Origin of the sequence: Paenibacillus sp. RC21, assembly GCF_044907935.1 — a bacterium.
In the GTDB taxonomy this organism is placed as follows: domain Bacteria; phylum Bacillota; class Bacilli; order Paenibacillales; family Paenibacillaceae; genus Paenibacillus; species Paenibacillus terrae_A.
This window is the reverse complement of sequence record NZ_JBIYCS010000011.1, coordinates 51,565-71,156: the sequence shown is the minus strand read 5'-3', so window position 1 is coordinate 71,156 and position 19,592 is coordinate 51,565. Positions and strand designations below refer to the sequence as shown.

Genomic DNA, 19,592 nt, shown 5'->3' with positions numbered 1-19,592 from the left:
CTCCAGCCGTTTATTTGTCAGCCGTAACCGATACAAGGTCCTCTGCCGTCTATGCGGCATCTCTTAGCATTATGTTTATACACACGTCAACGCCTGTTTTGCGAAACATTACCGCCGATCGTGCATCCTTTGTTCCATTCATGCTGCTGTATCACTTCCGCCGTTCCGGACTCAAGGGCGCAAAATCGAATTAAGCACTTCCTGTATTTCTTCGACTTCACCCGAAGGCACAAGTATCTCAAACTGCTGCTTGGATGCGCTGATGGCCCGGGCCTGCACCATAAAACCTTCTTCCGACAGTTTGAGCTTAATCATGTCAGCCAGTCTGGCCGTCGGTGCAATATAGATCACCGTCCACATGCCTTGTTTCTACCCCCTAAGCCTCAAGTTTTGAGCCCATATAATAGACTCATGATAACATACCTTACTTTTTTCCCGCAACAAAAGCCCTCCTGCTCGGTTAAGATCGGTCAGAGGGCCCAGAAAATCATTGACTCTGTTCGTGCAGGTGAATCAAGTGTCCAATGACACGGGGTATTGCTTGGCATGGGGGCTGCGATGAGCAATGCGCGAAGAAGCGGCAGCTGCCAGTCCGGCGACCAGATCGTCCAGAAATACATGAATACCGCTGCCTTTACGGTTTAGCTGTTCAATGATTCCCGTCTTTTCTTTATCCAGATAACCAAAACTGGTCAAGCCAATCATACCATACACGCTCGTAATCCCGAGGGCCAGTGTCTCGTCCACTCCGTACAGGGGTTCATCTGCCTCCATAATGGCTTGCAGCGGCTGGGGAAGAAGTTTTTTTTCGGCCAGCTCATCAAGCGCAATACCCGTGAACAGCGTATACTGCACTTCCCGCTTCTGCAAAACTGCCTTTACGCTGTCCACACATTCTTCAATGGTCAAATGAGGGTAATATTTTAGCTGAAGCTGAAAAACAATGTCCGCTATGGACTCGATACTAATCCCTCTGCGAATTAACAGGGTTTCTGCGTATTCATAGGACATGATTTCCCTCCCGCCTCCACCATACAGTTCTGTCTTCCAGCTTGCGGAACCTTATGATGTTGGATAAGTGCTGATGTTCCTGTTCCGCCAGTGTTCCAAGTGTATGCGGGAGGGGAGGAAAATGTTCATTATTTAACTTTCACCGTGCCCGCACCCAGCATTGACTCCATCCGGTCGAAAAGCTGAGGCGATGGCTTGATGCTGTAAGCATCACTCAGCGCCAGCAAACGCTGGCTGCTCTCATAAAAGAGTACGGTAGGCAACGCACCGGGATGCTCCTGTAGCAGCGCCTTGAGGCTGACCAGCAAGCTGGCGTCCTCCTCGGCCTGGCGGGTGATTTTGACAAACACCCGCTGACGGGCTGTCGGCTCCGAACCACGCGGAGCCGGGGCTTGTTCGCCGGGAGCCGCTTCCGTGACGTGCGGCGAAGTGTCTGTGGCCGGGCGGGCCGCCGAAACGGGCGGGACCGCTGGCGCCGTAGTCGTCTGCGCAGACGACTCGGCTGCCGACGGCCTCGACGGCACGCGTGGCGCTCCCCCACCGGGGCCACCAGCGGCAGAGCCAGCCGCTGACGTGGGCTTTCCGGCCGCGGCGGACGAACGCGCTCCAGCACGTCGGCGCTGGAGAAGCCGCGCCAGTGAATCCTCCGCCAGCGGGACGGCCTCGTCCGCAAGGAGCTTGAAATGCTCATCCTGGTGCTGCATTTTGGCACGGAACGCAAGCAGCGCTCCCTTTTCAATCCACTGGTGGCTTCGCTTCCACACTTCGGGAAACAACACGACCTCGCAGCGCTCAATCTGATCCTCCAGCTCAATAAAGGCCATTGCCTTCCCCTGTTTGGTCGTAATCGTCTTGAGCGACACAACCATACCTGCGGTCACGACAACCGCTTCATCCGCCACATCGCCCAATTCCATCAGACGCTCTGCATCGCTGCTTTCCAGCAACGGCTCAAAATCATCCAGCGGATGCCCGGACAGATACAGTCCCAACAGCTCACGTTCCAGCTCTAGCTGCTGACCCGCACTGAATTTCGGTACATCGGGATATTCGATATCCCAATTGGGCATCTCCACAAAACCGAACATATCTATTTGCAAATCGTCACGTTCCTTGCGCCATTTGACCGCCGCATCCACCGTTTCATCCAGCATGGCAATCAACTGCGCACGATGACCTGGCAACGAGTCAAACGCCCCTGCCTGGATGAGCGATTCAATCACCCGCTTATTGCACACACGCAAATCCACGCGACGACAAAAATCGAGCAGGCTGTCAAAAGGACGCTCCTTGCGAACGGCGAGAATACTTTCCATCGCCTGCGTGCCGACATTTTTAATCGCGGCCAGTCCAAAGCGGATATTCCCCTGCTGCAACGGGGTAAACAGCACCCCGCTTTCATTTACATCGGGTGGCAGAACCGCCATATCCATACGACGGCATTCGACGACATATTCCGCCACTTTCCGGTGGCTACCCATCACCGCTGTCAGCATAGAGGCCATAAACTGCACCGGATAATGGGCTTTAAGATACGCCGTCTGGAACGCCAGCACACCATAGGCAGCCGCATGTGCACGCGGAAATCCATAGTCCGCAAAACGGACAATCATATCGTAGACCCTTCCAGCTTCCTCTTCCGTGTAACCCTGCTTGACACTGCCCTCCACAAAATGGCCACGCTCAAGGTCCAGCACTTCGCGTTTTTTCTTGGATACGGCGCGACGCAACAGATCGGCTTCTCCCAGGGAAAAGCCAGCCATGCGCGAAGCAATCTGCATGATTTGTTCCTGATACACGATAATGCCGTACGTATCCTTCAAGATTGGCTCCAGATCAGGATGCGGATAATGAACCTCAATCTCCCCGTGCTTGGCCTGAATAAAGTTAGGAATGAAGCCCATTGGACCCGGACGATACAAGGCCAATACAGAAATAATATCCTCGAACACACTTGGCTTTAGATCCTTGAGCACCCGGCGTACCCCCGCCGACTCCAGCTGGAACACACCGCCTGTGTCGCCTTTACCCAGCATGTCATAGGTATGTGGGTCATTGTCAGGAATGCGGCTAAAATCAGGCGTTTCTCCATGTTCTTCGGTAATCCAACGCATGCAGCGTTCAATAATAGAAAGGGTGCGCAGCCCAAGAAAATCCATTTTCAGCAAACCGATCCGCTCCAGATTTTCCATCGAGTATTGCGTCAGGGGAACCCCTTCACTCCCCTCTTGAAGCGGAACTGCATCAGTCAGCGGAGTCCGCGAAATGACGACACCCGCCGCATGGGTCGAAGCATGACGTGGCATGCCCTCTACTTTAATCGCCATATCCAGCAGCTCACGCGTCTTGGGCTTGGTTTCATACAGTGTCTTCAGCTCAGGGGTGATCTCAAGCGCATGACGGATATTAATCCCGAGCTGCGCCGGAATCAGCTTGGCCGCCTTGTCCACTTCGCCATACGGTACATTCAACGCACGCCCAACGTCACGCACTGCGGCTCTTGCCGCCAGCGTTCCGAAGGTAATAATTTGCGCTACATGCTCGTTACCGTACTTCTGCACCACATAGTCGATAACCTCATCCCGTCGTTCATCGCTGAAATCAATATCTATATCCGGCATGCTAATCCGTTCAGGATTCAGAAACCGTTCAAACAGCAGGTTATATTTCATGGGATCCACATTCGTGATATGAAGTACATAAGCGACCAGACTGCCTGCCGAGGAACCCCGTCCAGGGCCGGTAGCAATATTATGCTTATGAGCGAAAGCGATAAAATCCCACACGATCAGAAAATAATCGCTGAATCCCATGCTGTCAATCGTGTTCAGCTCATAACTGAGCCGCTGCTCCAGCCTTTCCCGTTGCTCCGGTTGTTCCCACGCCAGATCACTCCCATAACGACGCTCCAGCCCTTGCACACACAAACTGCGCAGATAGGACGAAGGAGTCATGCCTTCCGGCAGCGGACGATATTCTGGCAAAATAGATTGCCCAAATTCCAGCTCCAGTTCACACTTTTCAGCAATACGTACCGTATTATCGATCGCTTCCGCCACATGCGGGAACAAGCGAGCCATGTCCTCCTGGCTTTTCAGGTACAACTGACGTGTCGGTATGCGCAAGCGTTCCTCGTCGTCGACCGTCTTGCCTGTTCCAATGCAGATCAGAACGTCTTGTACATCTGCATCCGGCTCGGTCAGATAATGCACGTCATTCGTAGCTACCAGCGGAATATCCAGCTCCTTCGCCAACGCGATCAGAAGAGGATTTACGCGCTTTTGCTCTGACAGACCGTGATCCTGAAGCTCCAGATAAAAATCATCGCCAAAAATGTTGCGGTAGCGTTCCGCTGCCCGTCGTGCTTCGGCTTCCCGGCCATGCAGCAAATGCTGCGGCACTTCACCGCCCAAACATGCGCTTAAGCATATGATGCCTTCATGGTGGGCAGCCAGCGCTTCCATGTCGATACGTGGCTTGTAGTGAAAGCCCTCCAAATGGCCGATAGAGCACAGCTTCATCAGATTTTGATAGCCTGTTTTATTTTTGGCGAGCAAAATTAAATGATATATGGGCTGATCCTTCCGGCTGCCACGCTCCTTGCGCGAGCCAGCCGTCATATAGGCCTCACACCCGATAATCGGCTTAATGCCGTTCTCTACACACGCTCTGTAAAAAGGAATGGCACCATACATCACCCCGTGATCCGTAAGGGCCAGTGCCTTCATTCCGTAAGCTGATGCCTGTTTGACCAACTCCGCGGTACGAGCCGCGCCGTCCAGCAGGCTGTACTCGCTGTGAACATGCAAATGCACAAATGAACTCATGCGCTTCTCTTCCTTTCACCGCTTGTTTTTCTTCAAACTATTTTATCATATCCGCGTTAGTAGCGCCCATACAATAAAAGTACAGACCCGGGCGGACAAGCGCGGTCCTGATTCGTATACCTTATAGGAGGAAAAGAGCATGAGCACTTTTATATCCAAAGCGATTCTCGACTTCTTCATTGCCTTCGGCATCGTGCTCGGGGGAGCCATGCTCGGAGGAATGGGAGCTGTGGTATCGCTTCAGCCGCCTACCCAGACGATGCTGGAGGTTGCCGGAAGAATTAAAATATGGGCGCTTGCCGCTGCTGTGGGGGGAACAATGGACCCGATCCGCGTCATTGAGAGCAATATGCTGGATGGTAATTTGTCGCCTGCCATTAAGCAGATATTGTATTTGATTTTCGCCTTTTTAGGCGCTCATATGGGTGCAGAGCTGGTCAAGTGGGTGTGCGGCAACGGACGGCCGTGAGGTGAAACGACTATGAGAGTGCCTCCCTTTGAGCGCCTGCGCCCGTTTATGCATTTATCCTCCGTCTTCGTGCTGGGCATGATTACCGGAGCAATAGTCTACAATGCCATCTGGCACGCCAGCTTCAATGAGCTGTGGACGAACAATCAAGACCTCCAATTCCAGCTCCAGCAAGCGCAGGAGGACAATAGAACCCTGCGGAAATACAGCAAGCGTCAGACTGTTGTCAAGGAAATCAAATTGATTGCTGAAGAAACTTCTGCCGAAAAGATTGACTCTATTAATCTAAAGGAGCTTCTTCGCCGCGTCAGCCGGGATTTGGAGGTACTGCGTGGCCGGGACATGTTCGAGATTGATTCCGACAGCAAGCTGGTACGCATGTTGCTTCACCAAAAAAAATACACCGTTCGTGACAAGGAGTATACGATCCAGGTCAAAACGATGCTTGTAATGGAAGGTGTGCTGCAAATTTGGCTGGAGGCAAAAGAAAGACTTCCGGAAAGCCATTGAACTGCTCTACTCCGACTCCACTTACTACACACGAATGGACACTAACCGTGTTCAATGGAGTGGAGCGTCATCACCGCTTTGCATACCAATTGATTTTCCCGTGAAATTGCAATTTCCAGCTTGCAGGTGCGGCGGCTCGTTTCCAGCAACAACGGACGAAGAACTATGGCATCCTCAATCTGTACGGGTCTGATAAAATAGGTCGTTAAATTGTCCAGCACATAATCCTTCCCGCTCATATCTCTGGCAACCCGGTAGCCCGCTTGTGTCATCACATTGACCAGCACGCCTTCCGAGATGGTACCCAGATTGGTCGCCATCTGAGGAATAACGAAGCCCCGAAAAAATAATAATCCGTCCTCATCACGCTCCTCTGCAAATCCGTTCCAAATGAGCTGGTCGAACGTCTCGCCAAGCTGTGGCTGCTTTTGGGCGTTGCGCAAGGCATCCAGTACCTCCCGCCGTGTGACGGACCCCAGCAGCTTGCGGTTGCGGTCCACGACCGGTAAATAATCCACACCTTCCCACGCCATCATCTGCGCAGCCGAAGCGAGCGAGGTCTGGTAGGTCACTGTTACCGGATTGCGGATCAGGCATTTGTCCATCGTATGCTCGGGTTGCAGTCCCTCCACATCCTTGCGGCTGACGATACCGATCAGGCGGTTCCATTCATCCACCACCGCAAAATGGTGATTTCCAGTCGTCACCGAAAGCTCTTCAAATTCGGTAAGGGTACTGTTGATTTTCAAGGTCTGCGTCTTCGGTTTACCTGCCGCGATGTCTTCAATCAGCATAATCTTCTTTTTGATCAAGCGGTCGAAAATCGCTCTATTAATCATAGAGGCCACTGTAAAGGTATCGTGACGCGAAGAAATGATCGGCAAACTGATCTGGTCCGCCAGTTGCTTAACCTCCCGGCTCGTACCAAAGCCGCCTGTAATCAGTACTCCTGCTCCCTGCTCTAGCGCAAGGGAATGTGCATCCTCGCGGTTACCGACGATCAGCAAGCTGCCTGCATCAATGTATCGGGCCATAGCCTCTTCGCGCATCGCTCCAATGACATACTTGTGCAAGGGCTTTTCCAACCCCTCGCTTCCCCCCAGCACATGTCCCTCCACGATATTCACGACATCGGCAAAGGTCAGTTGCTCGGACAACCCGCGTGGGCGCTTTTCCACCCGCACCGTCCCGATGCGTTCCTTGGTAATGACAATTCCCAGGTTCTCCGCTTCCTTCACGGCCCGATAGGCCGTTCCTTCGCTGACGCTCATTTCTTTAGCTAACCTGCGCACAGAAATTTTGGAGCCTATTTTCAACTGCTCGATATGACGCAATAGCTGCTCATGCTTCGTAACTGCTTCATCTAGCCCGTCCAACTCTGTTACACCCCCAACGTTCAATCTGTATCATTCTGTATCTATTATAGCACAAAATCCCGTCTTTTTAGACCCTCGTTAATCACGACATATCAGAGCCGGAAATAGCAAAAAGCGATCTCCTTTTTACAGGGACCGCTTTTTTAACTATCACGGATCGGCAGCATCAGAGCATGCTCATGACAAGCCGGGAGGAAACTTTTTATAGCGTGCTGCCTTTATCAGCTTCTTTATCCCATTTCATCTGCCACTGCTTCATTTTGGCCCGCCGCACACGCTCCAGCGTTTTCCGTTTTTCCTCATCCACGCCAAGCAAAAAGTGCAGATTCGCTCCGATGACAAGCAACGCAAACAATACCCATACGATACCGAAGCCGTTGACCCAGTTCAATCCGCCCGTAAGCGAGATGCGCGGCAGCGCGGTAAGCACCATAGCCAGCGCAATCAGTGTGTACAAGCCGTGTTTCCATTTTTTAAAAGTACCCAAGTTATCCCTTCCTCTCCCTGTGACTCTATGTATCTAGTCTATGAGAGGGCAGGAAGGAATATGAGACAAACTTACAGAGACGAACCGTACAAATGCTGAAGGCTGTCTGCGATAATTTTGTTGACATCCTCAATGATCACACTCAGGCGGCGTTCGGCATCGAACAGACGGCGGATATTCAGGTTCAGGCTAAGCACCTCGAACAGCTTTTCCATTTTTTCCATCTCTTCCTGTGCCGGCATATCACCGCTCATCATCCGCTGTTGTACTTCCATTTGGCGCTCACGGAAATCGTCGAGCATTTTCTTGGCTTCCGGGTCGGTTTCAATCAGCTTCATCGCTGACGTAATTTCCTCCACCTCTTTGCTTTCCTTCAACGCTTTTGCCAAATCATGGGCTTTGTCATAGATATTCATATTCGTTATTTCCTCCAATTCAAATAATCGTGCAAACATTTCACATTGTCCGTCAATCACCAAGGGATATATGTCCTCATATGATGAATCAGTGCTATTACAGCCCCTTCACGTTTCCCGTTACTTTTAAGACATCAAGTTGCTGCCCGGAAGGAGATCCACGATGTCCATCAAAAAAACAAGGATTCAAATCATCGGATCGGGCATCTTGCAGGATGACGTACTCATGGTCGGCGAGTCCTTGCTTCGCAAATGGAAAATATCCGCAGGCCACCCCGTACAGCTCGCCTTCGGTTCGTTCCGCCAGCAGGTTACCGTCATTTCGGTACCCCGTTACAGCGGCCTACGTGTGGGAAGCGTGCTGGCCCGAAAAATGGGACTTCATGCCAATTGTGAGCTGCGAGTAACCTACAGCCGAGGACGCCGGACACTTCGAGTGGGCCCACTTATTAGCGTGCTGGTCAGTCGGGACTATCCCGAACAGCCCGACAAGCCTTTCGGGTCGATCACCCTGTTCTGCCGTGAACTGATCGGGGAATGCCGCAGACAAGGAGCATATGTGTATTTTTTCACCCCGGAGCATATCGGAAGTCAGCCCGGACGCGTTCAGGGATGGGTCTATGACGGAGGCTGGAAAAAGACGGTCATGCCCGCCGGGGATGTCGTCAATAACCGGCTTACCTCTCGTAAACTCGAGAACAGAACTAGCGTACAGCATTTTATGAAAGAAGTAAAATCGCAGTACGGCACGGCCATTTTCAATGAAAAGTTTCTGGATAAAAATGAAGTGTTCGATGCGCTTAAATCCAATTCATCCCTGCGCAAGTATTTACCCGAGTCCCATTTGCTGCAAACCTTTGCGGTCTTCAAAAAAATGTGCAACCAGTACCCCACTGTTTTTCTCAAGCCTGTGCGAGGAAGTCTGGGCAAAGGTATTATGCGCATTACGAAGCAAGCCGATGGCACCTTTTCCGTGCTGTCCACTACCGCCGGCGCACCACGAAAGCAAACGTATGCCACGATCGAGAAGCTGTACAAAGGTATGGCAGGAAAAATGAAAACGACGCGCTTCCAGCTCCAGCAGGGTCTTACCCTGATTGATCACGGCAAGCGTCCGGTTGACTTTCGTGCGCTTGTGCAGAAAAACGCCTCTGGTGCATGGACCGTGACCTCCATCGTCGCCCGGATTGCCGGGGGCAGCCATTTTGTGTCCAATCTGGCGCGAGGTGGCACGCTGAGCACAGTCAAGGAGGCCTTGGCCAAAACCACGCTGCCTGCCTTAACCAAGTCGAACGGCCAGACCCATCTTAAGACAGCCGCGCTCGAAATTGCAAACGGAGTTGAGAAAGCGATCCCTGCCCATTTTGCGGAATTTGGCATTGATCTGGCGATTGACAGCACGGGGCATATTTGGCTGCTGGAGGTCAACTCCAAGCCGTCGAAAAATGACAATACGCCGTTAAATGATCAGAAAACTCGACCGTCCGTGAAAAAAATGATTGAATATTGCTGTTTTTCAGCCGGATTCAAATGAATCCGTCTCTTACGGAATTCGGCTGCCAAAGGAGGCTGTTATCGGTGTCTCTTGTCGTACCAGACACACTGGGTGTGCTCGTCAGCCGGAATCAGGCGGCGATTCCCCCGATTACCGAAGCGGAGTTTTGCCGCAGGCTAAGTCTGTTGGGCAGGCGCTCCGGCCTTAACGTAATGGCGTTTACCGCGGAAGGAATTTCGCCCGAAGATCACTCCATACGAGGTTATGCCTATCGCGACGGAGTATGGACATCCAGCCGCTTTCCCCTGCCGGATATTGTGTATAACCGCTGTTTCCATGCCCACGGGAGCCGGAACGCCGGGCACGCGCTGCAGCACATGGCAGAGCAGGGATCACGCAAGCTCATCTACTGGTCGCGTAACTTGCCCGGCAAATGGCAAGTGTACCGTGCGCTGCACACGATAGATGAAGTGCGTCCCTTTGTGCCGCCTACAGCGCCTTACCGGGACACGGCTCAGCTTGTGGAATGGCTGCACCGCCATTCGGCGCTATTTATGAAGCCCCAGGCCGGAACGCACGGCAAGGGCACGCTGTATCTCCGGCTATCGGATGGAGACGCCGGACTGCTCGTGCAGGGCAGAGACTCCCGAAACCGTCTGTTCCGGCGCTTGTTTTCCGAGTTGGATGCCGGATTGTCATGGGTCAACGGGATTGCAGGCAGACGCTCCTATATCGTGCAGCCTTATTTGAAATTAACGAGCCAAAGCGGTCATCCCTTTGATGTCCGCGCGCTCATGCAAAAGGATGGAAAGGGCTGCTGGCGTCTGACGGGCTTTGCCGTGAGAGAAGGCAGGAAAGGAACCCTGACTTCCAATCTGCACGGAGGGGGCGCAGCCCATCCGGCAGAACCTTACCTTCGTGAACAATATGGCGCGGACAGCATGCGTCTCATCATTTGGCAGATGATGGCGCTGTCCCTGACCATTACCAGGGCGCTGGAGGAACGATATGGCCGCCTTGGCGAGCTGGGGATTGATTATGGTATTGACCGGAGTGGGAACATCTGGCTATTGGAGGTTAATTCCCGGCCGGGTCGGGCCTCCTTTTTCCAGACCCGTCAGCCAAAGTGCGCTTTCCGGTCAGTCAACCGCCCACTCGAATATGCTCGATATTTAATGACCCATTCCAAAGTGACAGGGTCAAAGGGCGCAGACACCTCCCTTGAACATATGGTATAGGAGGATAAACAGATGAGTTTAACGCATTGCAATGTGCATTTCTCACAGCAGCCCGACAAGGTGGCGTATATATCCACTGCCTTGTTGAAAAGCCTTAAATTATCCGGAACCAAGTCCATTCGTCTGCGGCTCGGTAAGGATCAGATTCCCACCACGATAAAACCGATTCAGAAGGCGGGACGCCATCTGTACCTGACCTCAGGCTTGCGTAATGCCATCCGTGTTCCTAAAAGCGGGTCCATCTATTTGCGGAATCTGGACGGAGATATACAGCTCGGACCGTTAATTGGAGTGCTGTCTGACGGTACCGCCTCTGCCACCCGCCCTTTTGGCTCACGCACGGGCTTTATTAAGCAACTGCTGAAGGAAGGCAGCAAGAATTCTTATATTTTTGCCTTCACTCCTCGGGATATCAACTGGCAAAACGATACGATTAACGGCTATTTTCTGTCATCAAGCGGGGTATTTTCACGCAAAATCGTACCTTTACCGGACGTGATTTACAATCGGCTGCCGAGCCGCCGCTCTGATTTTTCCCCGGCGATCAATCAGCTGCGCGAACGCTTTTCCCGCAAACGGATTCCCTTTTTCAACTGGAGCTTCTTCAACAAATCGGATATCTATCATCTGCTGGAAGATAATTCTGAGGTTAACCGCTATGTCCCCGAATCGTATATGAATCCCAGCTCTGAACGTATCCGAGGCATGCTGGAGCGTCATCAATTTGCTTATTACAAACCAAGCGGAGGTAGTCTCGGTAAAGGAATTTACCGTCTCTCCCATGTTCCCAAGCAAGGTTATTATGTAAGGTACCGCAAGAAAAACAGCAATGTATTGCTGCGCTTCAACTCTTTTAACTCTATGCTACGTATGCTCCACTCCAATCAGGGCCAGACGTTAAAGGGCTACGTCATTCAGCAGGGTATCCAGCTAATTGAGATTGACAATTGCCCGATTGATTTCCGATTTCATATGCACAAGAACGGCAACAACCAGTGGGTCGTCGTCGGAATTGGAGCCAAAAAAGCCGGACGCGGCAGTGTCACGACCCATATTAAAAACGGCGGCTCCCTCATGACACCCGAGCAGGCGCTGAACCGGGTATTCGGAGACCGGGCGGGCGAGGTGCTTCAGCGTGCCAAGAACGTAGCGGTTACACTCGCAGAAGCCATCGAGTACCATCACCAGCATCTGCTGGGTGAAATCGGCTTCGATCTGGGCATTGACCAACAGGAAAAGGTATGGATGTTCGAAGCCAATTCCAAGCCCGGGCGATCAATTTTTCAGCATCCATCGTTGCGTGCGGAGGGTAAAGCATCCGTGGAGCATATTTTGGACCACTGTCTTTACCTCAGTAAATTCCGCAGAAAAGAGGAACTATGAATACCCGGGCGGAGTACAAACCAGTCGTTGCCGTATTGACCGTGCACGACGAAGAACAATTTTTCAAGGGAAATCGGCGCAATTTCAGGGATATTCTTGAAATGGGGACGCGGATGGGCTATCAGGTGTACATTGTTACCGTCAGGGACCTGAAGCTGACATCGGAGACAGTCAGGGGCTATATTTTCAACAAAACCTCACAGACGTGGGAGGAACAAAATTTTCCACTACCGCAAATCATTTATAATCGCATCCCGAACCGCAACTATGAGCTTAAAACTTCTGTTCGCACAAAGCTGAATGAAATTTCTCATGCCTCTGGCATTGAACTGTACAATCCGGGCTTTTTCAACAAATGGGAGCTGTTCAAATGGCTCCGTGCTTCGGAATCCACTCGTCAGTTCGTACCAGCGACCAAACGCTTAAGCAACCTGTCTTCCTTGGGCAAAATGCTGTCAGTGTATCCATACCTGTATCTCAAGCCAGAGAACGGCAAGGCCGGAAAAGGGATTATGATTCTCAAATACCGACCGGACCATCTCATGGCTTACAGGCTGACGATTCAGCATGACAAAAAAAGCGTAACCTACCGATCTGTATCGCTGTCCCGACTGTGGGGGCGTATTCGCCGGGAAGCTGGCGCTTCGCCTTATATCATTCAGCAGGGCATCGAGCTGGCAACCTATCAGAAAAAGCCCTTCGACCTGCGTATCCTGGTGCAAAAAAACACCCACGGCTCTTGGAGCACCACGGGAGTCGGTGCCAGACTGGCGGGTAAGGGGAGCATTACAACGCATGTTCCGCGCGGCGGAAGTGTGGAAGACCCGTTCAAACTGCTATCTGCGCTGTTTGGACCTGAGAACAGTAAGGATATGTTGAACAAGATTAAAAGTACCGCCATACAGATTGCACGCCAAATTGAACGAGGCTCCGGTCTTTCCCACGGCGAAATGTCCATGGATTTGGGCGTAGATACGTTCGGAATCCTCTGGTTTTTTGAAGCCAACTCCAAACCGATGAAATTTGACGAGCCAGAAATTCGTCAAAAATCGCTGAGACGCATATTCCAGTACAGCTCCTATTTGGCCGGACGAATGAAATTATGAGTCAAGGAAGTGGAATCATGCCGCAAATTAGCGATGTTCAACATTTGCCTTCCCGGAGCTGGCTGCTGAGACGACGGCAGCTGCTATTTCTGGCCCGTAGCTCGGGTGGCATGCGCATTACCCGCAATGCCTTGCGGCAGCTGGCCGTTTTAACGCCGGAGCAATTAAAATCACCCGGCTCCTCCCTCCTGTGCGCTTATCTGCGCACGGAGCAAGGGCTGCGGATTGCGGGATTTTGCCTCGCTCTGAATTACGGTGAGGATGCGTGCATCGTGATCGTTCGTCCGCTTTACCGGGGCCGCAGACTGGGCGCTAGACTGCTGTCCGCCCAGCTCAAACAGCTGCGCCGCCTGACGTGCAGCGTGGCCGCCGACAATATGGCCAGTCTCAAAACCTGCTTTCGCGCTGGACTTGTTGCGCATGACATGACGACTGGACCGACCGGAAAGCCCACGCTAATATTTCGCGGGGAGTTATCCGAAGATGAGCAGACGGCAGAGGAAGGTGGAATGCTGTGCCAAAACCTGTCCTAGGCATCATGACCTTGTATTTGAACAACAAGAAGCAATTGGAGGAGCGCGACATATATGAGCGCATGATTGCAGAAGGGAACAGACTGGGACTGGATATGTATGTATTCACTCCTGCAGATGTCCATAAGGATCGCAGGCTGCTTCTTGCCCAAATCTATGATCCACAAAGCGGAAAATGGACCCTGAAATGGCGGAAATTCCCGGATATGATTTTCGACCGTTGCCGGGTACAGCGCAGTGAGCGGTATCAGCAGTTAAAGCAATTTCGGGTGCAATATACGGATCTCGTATATTTAAACCGACCGCTGAGTAACAAATGGGCCATTCATCAGCAGCTTGCGAGAAGGGCCGCCTTTCGACCGCATCTGCCCGATACGGAGCCGTTCGTAGGATTTCATAGTGTAAAGCGGATGCTCAAAAAGAATTCACTGGTCTACCTAAAGCCGATTAACGGTACGGGGGGGCGTGGAATTCTGCGCATTGAGCCTGTTAACAAGCAAGGGGGCCTGTATCTGGTCGAGGGCCGCAATCGCAAACGTCATATTATTCCTCAGCAGCGGGTGCGTCTGGACCGTCTGGAGCCGCGTCTGAGCAGTTGGAACATGGACAATTACATTGTTCAGGAAGGTATTCCTGTGCAACTGCCGAATGGCAGGGTTCATGATTATCGCATGCTGGTGCAAAAAAATGGCCAGGGGACATGGGAGTTAACTGGATGTGCAGGACGGATCGGGGCACATCGCAGCGTTACTTCCAACCTGCATGGCGGAGGCAAGGCAGTACCGATGAATCAACTGCTGACACAATGGATTCGTAATGAAGATCAGAGAGAGAAGATCACCAAGCAAGGGGAAAAGCTCGGGCTGGATATCGCAGCTTATCTGGAGGAAAGCTACGGGGCATTATGCGAGCTTGCGCTCGATTTGGCGATCAACAAGGACGGTCACATTTACGTACTGGAGGTCAATCCGAAGCCAGCACGCGAGGTATTTGCACGTATTGGTGAAAAAGAAACCTACCGCCGCTCTATCGCCAAGCCCATGGAATATGCCTTATGGGTCTATCACACACAAATTAATCCAAAACCTCTGACGGATCACAACACAGAGAGCAAAACAGAGAATAAGACAAAAGAAGGCTCCGCGTAAAAGCGGCAGCCTTCCTTTGTTTTGTGATATGTCTGATATACCTTAATGGTTACTTTGCGTTTTTATACAATGTGAGCAGCTGCGTGAAGTCCGTAATAATCGCATCGGAACCCTTCAACTCGTCGTTTGCGCCAAATCCAGCATAGGCGCAGCCGATGACCGTTTGTCCATTCTTTTTGCCTGCCTCCACATCGGAAGATCGGTCACCTACCATCCATACGTTGGAAATTCCGTGCTTACTCAACAAAATCTCCAACAAATTCACTTTGGATAGTGTGCTGTATTCACCAGCGCTAAACAGTCCTTCAAAAATCGGGACCATTTCATATGCAGCCGCTATCCCTTTCACATAATCCTCCAGCCCATTACTAGCTACGAACAATCTTACACCCTGTTCATGGAGGGTTTGGAGCGTTTCTTTTACATGCGGATACAGGGCATGACTTCCGTTCTTCAATCCCTCCAGCTCCAACTGGAGCAGCAGCTCGTCCGCTCTTCTGTGGGCCGCTTCGCTGGCTTCCGGCATCACTCTTCTCCAGATTTCGTCCAGCAGCATACCCAAACTATTCAAAATAAGCTCCTCTGGAGGCGTCTCTCCTTCAAAAAGACCTTCGGCGCGCAGCGTGTCAAACAGCTTGTGATACGCAGGAAGCAGCAGCGTCTCCGTCTGAAAAAGTGTACCATCCATATCAAATACCATAGCCTCAGGTTTCTTCAACACAGGTGCATTGTTCATGTAGTTGTCAGTCATTCCTTTCCTATGTAGGTTTACAGTTCCGACCCCTCTCATGATAAGCAATAAGAGAGGTCCGTGTAAACCTCATTGCGCATACCGTTAGCTCTTGTATTTTTTCAAAACAGCCCTGAAACAATGCAAACCGCCCCACAAATCTGTGCGCAAGGCATCCGGCGGAAGGTTAAGATCAACCTCGCTCCAGTACGAAAACCCCGCCTGACCTATCCATTGCTCCATCGCAGACAGATTAACCGTAGGGTAATCAAACGTCAGCAGAAGCATTCCGTCATCTCGTAAAGTCCGGTGAAATTCACGCAGGGTAGCTAACGAGTCATCAGGGGTTAGATGCTCCAGCACTGATATACATACAATTTTGTCAAAGCTGACCGTCTCATAAGGCAAGGCGGTTAGATTAGCATGCGCGGAGTGAAGACGAACCGGTAAAATTTCCTGGACACGCTCGGCAGCCTCCTCTCCAATATCCCGGCGCACCTCGGCCAATATGGCATCCACGGAAACGATCCTCATATCCAGATCACAGGCATAGGCCTGAGCGCAGCGGCGGGCCAGCTCAAACTTGAACGGATGCGGGATACCACATGCCGCGTCAAGCACCGTATCCTGCCCGGACATAAAGTGCAGACACCACTCATACTCATAGGGACGGCTCCACCAGCTTTGGGGCAGCCTGTAGATCAGGCTGGAGGTATTGGGATCGGAATGTACGAAAAAGCGGGAGAGGTACGGATCAGCGGTATTCATGGGATATAGCCTCCTTTTGAATGAAAGGTGAAACGGTATGGATTCAGAGCGTATATTCCCCCAGCCAGCTCAGATCGCCCTTGCCACGCAGCATAGCTCATGACCACGTTTCTCGCCTTGAAGTTTGGCCAACAGCCCCATACGCTCCGTGAAAGTAAGCTCGCCATACAAAGGATGCGCCTCTATCAAGGCGTCCAGACCGGAAGGGAGCTGGCGGGTGAACAGGGCCACCGGGTGCAGACCGGACTCCGCCAGCAAACGTGTCAGCGTGTGCTCTGAATAATGATACAAATGATCTTCCTCGGTAAATAAAGGCGAGTGAACACCATAAGCCTCATTTGTAAACGAGTTTTTGTTGGGTACTGTAATGTATAAAGTTCCATCCGGTTGAAGCTGCTCGCGTAAATCTGTTAAAAATGCCACCGGGTCTGCAATATGCTCCAGCACATGCCAGCATGCAACGGCCTCATATTCATGATCCAGTGATAAGGCAGTATCTCCCTCTGTTTCTGGCGCTTCATTCGCCGCTTCTTCTGTTTCTGTCTCTGTATCGCCATTCCAGTAGCCCGGTAGCAGATCCACGTCATATTTGTATTTGGCATATGCGCGCGAGTCTATGGAAGGCTCAATGCCCACAGCATTCCATCCACTCTGAAGTGCAGCATGAATAAATTCTCCGGTACCTGATCCAATTTCCAGTAATTTTCCTTTACCGGGACTGAACATATCCAGCAGCATGAGTCCGAAAAGAGCATGATCCCCGTAGGTTGAGGCGGCTGCACTATCGCGCATGGCGACCCATTTGACGTTATAGATATCTGCGATCATATTCTCAGGCTGTATCCGATCGATATCATTGCGGAAAATAAGCCCACATGAACCACATCCTATCAATGTAAAATGTTCATACCGATGGAACACCGCCGTATTGGACGAGCCGCACAGTTTGCAAGCCATGCCCTGTGCTTCCCCCTCTCCTTTTCCATAAAGCGCGTCCTCTATTTCGCCTTTGGTAAGAGCATGGGAGCCAATAATAGCATGAACACCAGCAATCTTAGCGACAGCATTCTTGTTGACAGGATTCGCAGGGTTAGCCGCTTCATGAACAGGAGCAGGTTCAACGAAATGGACACCGTTCGCCACTTGAACAGCTTCAGCGGTATGAATTGCTTCAATTCTATTCTCGGCTCTAGCAGGATAGGTATCCTCGGCAATCACATCTTGGATATTCTTGCCCGTATTCACATCGGAATTAATACCGCTAGTGTCTTCAGATTCAGACTCATGTTGATTTTTTACACCCTCTCGGTCTGGGTCTATCCAGAGACTGAGCCGGGGAGTCGGATCAAATATGGACTCATATTGCTCCTTCCAGCCATAACGGGCATCCGGGTCCAACTGTTGATAACGCTCATATTTGGCGGTGCGAATAGCTGGTGTGTACCAGCCCCAGTGCTGGATACGATAGTCGCTAATCTCACTCGGAAGCTCAAGCACATTATCGGGAAATCTCCCGCAGTGCAAATATTGCTCCTTCCATTTATAAGGGAAGCTATCCCGGTATCGAGTCAAAAATGGGCGGTAGTAACGATGAGCCTGCCAGTAATCATCATCGCGATAATGCGTGGGAGACCACATATCAAACAGCCTGAAACAAATGGTATCGGCTTTCGTTCCAGCTAATAGAGCATGCACACCTTGGGCAAATCGGGATTCGAACATTTCGTCAGCATCCATGTTTAAAATCCATTCCGGGGAAGATGCCAGCGTCTCTCTCCACTGCTGCTTCCGCAGCTCCACTTCATTCGTAAAGGAGGCCCTTTCATTACGGATCAAACGCAGTGGAATCCCCTTTAGCAGGTCTCGGCACAATTCACCACTATCATCACGGCTGCCATCATCAATAATGACCGCTTCATCAATATATTCCCGATGACTTCGGAGCACTTCTGCGAGCTTGCGATCTGCCTCATTGCATACCGTCATGCTCAGCGTCAGTTTGGGCCTGGAGACAGGCGGAGCATGAAGCTCACTATGTCGTGGACCAGAGAAAGCTGGTGGCACGACAAAAGAATCCGTAGCATGCTTTGCGAAGACGGCAGACTCGCGGAGATCCCGTGGAATGGTAATTTCAGGCGACGTAGAGGAAGTGCTGGATGGATAATTTTCTGAAATATCTGAAGTTTTGGAAGTGTTTGAAGCTTCTTGGTCGTCCCTATTAACAGCGCCCTGCGTAATTTTATTCAGGGTCAGTAGCAATTGTTCTGCCTTGATGCGGTCCGCTTCCCGGTACAAATGCATGGCAGGATAGTGCGTATCTACAAAAAGCGGAAACCCGTACGCCGCCGCCCGGATGCAAAAGTGTCGATCCTCTCCCCAAAAAGAAACGTTAGGGATTTTACCAAAATGAATTCCGACTTCCAGTGCCCTTCTGCGGATTAAGGTACAAGCACCCAGACCGCCTACCTCATACAAACCGGGAACATGCAACTGATGTATAAATTGCAGCTCGCGATGTGCCCGCTCTTCTGCCGATAGCACTTCACCTTCTTCACGATGGAACAGATTGTATTCATCACTGACCCACACTTGAGGCAATAACGTCCCATCGGGCTGCCAGCGTGTCCAGAAAATCTCGGATACGATATCCTTCTCCGTCTCGACCAGTCTGCATAAGGTGCGGGAATGGAGGATCAGGTCTGAATCGACCAAAAATAGTGCGTCATAATGATGCTGAAGCGCGTAGTCAATGAGACGATTTTTGAACCCGGCCACTTTCCAAACGAGGGAAGGCGGCCAATAATGGGTATGCTCATCACTTCGGTTCTCATATTGCTGCAAGCCTGACAGCGGGGGCAAAACACGCCCCGGGAGCCGGTCCGCAAAATCGGCCAGCCATTGGCTTGAAGCCGGATTGTCATTATCATCGACGAACAAATAATCCGGCAGCACATCGGGTGCTTCCAGCCGCTCCAAAGCTTGAAGAAATAAAGCTAATATTTCGGGCTTCTGATGCACTGGGCTGCCGATTAATATACGCATGATTCGACGCCTCCCATCAGGCGGAAGCCTCATAACCGTTCCTCCTGCTTGCT

17 protein-coding genes are annotated in these 19,592 nt (G+C 51.5%); 8 read left to right on the top strand and 9 right to left on the bottom strand.

Annotated features, from left to right (window positions below; all coding sequences use genetic code 11):
- Positions 1 to 171: 171 nt before the first annotated feature.
- The 3 genes from ABIA61_RS24360 to ABIA61_RS24350 form a co-directional block, all read right to left on the bottom strand.
- Positions 172 to 360 carry a hypothetical protein gene (locus tag ABIA61_RS24360; RefSeq protein WP_013309585.1) on the bottom strand — a complete coding sequence of 63 codons (189 nt, stop codon included), beginning with the start codon at positions 358 to 360 and terminating at the stop codon, positions 172 to 174.
- A gap of 153 nt (positions 361 to 513) precedes the next feature.
- Positions 514 to 1,011, bottom strand: coding sequence for a phosphatidylglycerophosphatase A family protein (locus ABIA61_RS24355; protein ID WP_044648782.1), 498 nt, complete (start codon positions 1,009 to 1,011; stop codon positions 514 to 516).
- Positions 1,012 to 1,139: 128 nt separating this feature from the next.
- Entirely contained in the window at positions 1,140 to 4,838 is a 3,699-nt protein-coding gene (locus ABIA61_RS24350) for a DNA polymerase III subunit alpha (RefSeq protein WP_283655354.1), read from the bottom strand.
- 139 nt (positions 4,839 to 4,977) lie between these two features.
- Between ABIA61_RS24350 and ABIA61_RS24345 the strand changes: the two genes are divergently transcribed.
- Both ABIA61_RS24345 and ABIA61_RS24340 read left to right on the top strand, forming a co-directional pair.
- A complete protein-coding gene (locus tag ABIA61_RS24345; protein WP_013309582.1) occupies positions 4,978 to 5,307 on the top strand; it encodes a YtrH family sporulation protein in 330 nt (109 codons plus the stop codon).
- A 12-nt stretch (positions 5,308 to 5,319) separates the two neighbouring features.
- Complete coding sequence (locus tag ABIA61_RS24340; protein WP_283655353.1) at positions 5,320 to 5,817, top strand: sporulation membrane protein YtrI; 498 nt, start codon at positions 5,320 to 5,322, stop codon at positions 5,815 to 5,817.
- Between the two features lie 41 nt (positions 5,818 to 5,858).
- Here the strand turns inward: ABIA61_RS24340 and ABIA61_RS24335 are convergent, their stop codons facing one another.
- The 3 genes from ABIA61_RS24335 to ABIA61_RS24325 form a co-directional block, all read right to left on the bottom strand.
- Positions 5,859 to 7,193 carry a DRTGG domain-containing protein gene (locus ABIA61_RS24335; RefSeq protein ID WP_283656232.1) on the bottom strand — a complete coding sequence of 445 codons (1,335 nt, stop codon included), beginning with the start codon at positions 7,191 to 7,193 and terminating at the stop codon, positions 5,859 to 5,861.
- A 202-nt stretch (positions 7,194 to 7,395) separates the two neighbouring features.
- Positions 7,396 to 7,680 (bottom strand): hypothetical protein, encoded by a 285-nt coding sequence (locus ABIA61_RS24330; RefSeq protein ID WP_014280689.1) that lies wholly within the window; start codon positions 7,678 to 7,680, stop codon positions 7,396 to 7,398.
- A 71-nt stretch (positions 7,681 to 7,751) separates the two neighbouring features.
- Positions 7,752 to 8,096, bottom strand: coding sequence for a YlbF/YmcA family competence regulator (locus tag ABIA61_RS24325; protein ID WP_025685398.1), 345 nt, complete (start codon positions 8,094 to 8,096; stop codon positions 7,752 to 7,754).
- 163 nt (positions 8,097 to 8,259) lie between these two features.
- On the opposite strand from ABIA61_RS24325, the gene ABIA61_RS24320 reads away from it, so the two are divergent.
- Genes ABIA61_RS24320 through ABIA61_RS24295 form a run of 6 tightly spaced genes read left to right on the top strand, consistent with a single transcriptional unit; the run spans position 8,260 to position 14,999 of the window.
- Positions 8,260 to 9,630, top strand: a complete 1,371-nt coding sequence (locus ABIA61_RS24320; protein WP_283655352.1) for a YheC/YheD family endospore coat-associated protein — start codon at positions 8,260 to 8,262, stop codon at positions 9,628 to 9,630.
- Between the two features lie 44 nt (positions 9,631 to 9,674).
- Complete coding sequence (locus ABIA61_RS24315) at positions 9,675 to 10,829, top strand: YheC/YheD family endospore coat-associated protein (protein WP_404581367.1); 1,155 nt, start codon at positions 9,675 to 9,677, stop codon at positions 10,827 to 10,829.
- 12 nt (positions 10,830 to 10,841) lie between these two features.
- Complete coding sequence (locus ABIA61_RS24310; RefSeq protein ID WP_283655350.1) at positions 10,842 to 12,212, top strand: YheC/YheD family endospore coat-associated protein; 1,371 nt, start codon at positions 10,842 to 10,844, stop codon at positions 12,210 to 12,212.
- A complete protein-coding gene (locus ABIA61_RS24305; protein WP_283655349.1) occupies positions 12,209 to 13,318 on the top strand; it encodes a YheC/YheD family endospore coat-associated protein in 1,110 nt (369 codons plus the stop codon). Before ABIA61_RS24310 ends, ABIA61_RS24305 begins: the two co-directional genes overlap by 4 nt.
- 17 nt (positions 13,319 to 13,335) lie before the next feature.
- Positions 13,336 to 13,851: a GNAT family N-acetyltransferase gene (locus tag ABIA61_RS24300; protein ID WP_283655348.1), complete on the top strand. Its 516-nt coding sequence runs from the start codon at positions 13,336 to 13,338 to the stop codon at positions 13,849 to 13,851.
- Positions 13,833 to 14,999, top strand: coding sequence for a YheC/YheD family endospore coat-associated protein (locus ABIA61_RS24295; RefSeq protein WP_283655347.1), 1,167 nt, complete (start codon positions 13,833 to 13,835; stop codon positions 14,997 to 14,999). The genes ABIA61_RS24300 and ABIA61_RS24295 overlap by 19 nt, the downstream gene beginning before the upstream one ends.
- A gap of 49 nt (positions 15,000 to 15,048) precedes the next feature.
- On the opposite strand, the gene ABIA61_RS24290 is transcribed toward ABIA61_RS24295, so the two are convergent.
- The 3 genes from ABIA61_RS24290 to ABIA61_RS24280 form a co-directional block, all read right to left on the bottom strand.
- Complete coding sequence (locus tag ABIA61_RS24290) at positions 15,049 to 15,750, bottom strand: HAD family hydrolase (protein ID WP_283655346.1); 702 nt, start codon at positions 15,748 to 15,750, stop codon at positions 15,049 to 15,051.
- Between the two features lie 84 nt (positions 15,751 to 15,834).
- Positions 15,835 to 16,497 (bottom strand): class I SAM-dependent methyltransferase, encoded by a 663-nt coding sequence (locus ABIA61_RS24285; RefSeq protein WP_283655345.1) that lies wholly within the window; start codon positions 16,495 to 16,497, stop codon positions 15,835 to 15,837.
- 69 nt (positions 16,498 to 16,566) lie between these two features.
- Positions 16,567 to 19,539, bottom strand: a complete 2,973-nt coding sequence (locus tag ABIA61_RS24280; protein WP_283655344.1) for a methyltransferase domain-containing protein — start codon at positions 19,537 to 19,539, stop codon at positions 16,567 to 16,569.
- Positions 19,540 to 19,592 lie beyond the last annotated feature (53 nt).

Bases quoted from the DNA above. Each gene is read 5' to 3' on its own strand.
- ABIA61_RS24360 (WP_013309585.1), bottom strand. From the start codon at position 360: ATGTGGACGGTGATCTATATTGCACCGACGGCCAGACTGGCTGACATG.
- ABIA61_RS24355 (WP_044648782.1), bottom strand. From the start codon at position 1,011: ATGTCCTATGAATACGCAGAAACCCTGTTAATTCGCAGAGGGATTAGT.
- ABIA61_RS24350 (WP_283655354.1), bottom strand. From the start codon at position 4,838: ATGAGTTCATTTGTGCATTTGCATGTTCACAGCGAGTACAGCCTGCTG.
- ABIA61_RS24345 (WP_013309582.1), top strand. From the start codon at position 4,978: ATGAGCACTTTTATATCCAAAGCGATTCTCGACTTCTTCATTGCCTTC.
- ABIA61_RS24340 (WP_283655353.1), top strand. From the start codon at position 5,320: ATGAGAGTGCCTCCCTTTGAGCGCCTGCGCCCGTTTATGCATTTATCC.
- ABIA61_RS24325 (WP_025685398.1), bottom strand. From the start codon at position 8,096: ATGAATATCTATGACAAAGCCCATGATTTGGCAAAAGCGTTGAAGGAA.
- ABIA61_RS24320 (WP_283655352.1), top strand. From the start codon at position 8,260: ATGTCCATCAAAAAAACAAGGATTCAAATCATCGGATCGGGCATCTTG.
- ABIA61_RS24310 (WP_283655350.1), top strand. From the start codon at position 10,842: ATGAGTTTAACGCATTGCAATGTGCATTTCTCACAGCAGCCCGACAAG.
- ABIA61_RS24305 (WP_283655349.1), top strand. From the start codon at position 12,209: ATGAATACCCGGGCGGAGTACAAACCAGTCGTTGCCGTATTGACCGTG.
- ABIA61_RS24300 (WP_283655348.1), top strand. From the start codon at position 13,336: ATGCCGCAAATTAGCGATGTTCAACATTTGCCTTCCCGGAGCTGGCTG.
- ABIA61_RS24290 (WP_283655346.1), bottom strand. From the start codon at position 15,750: ATGACTGACAACTACATGAACAATGCACCTGTGTTGAAGAAACCTGAG.
- ABIA61_RS24285 (WP_283655345.1), bottom strand. From the start codon at position 16,497: ATGAATACCGCTGATCCGTACCTCTCCCGCTTTTTCGTACATTCCGAT.
- ABIA61_RS24280 (WP_283655344.1), bottom strand. From the start codon at position 19,539: ATGCGTATATTAATCGGCAGCCCAGTGCATCAGAAGCCCGAAATATTA.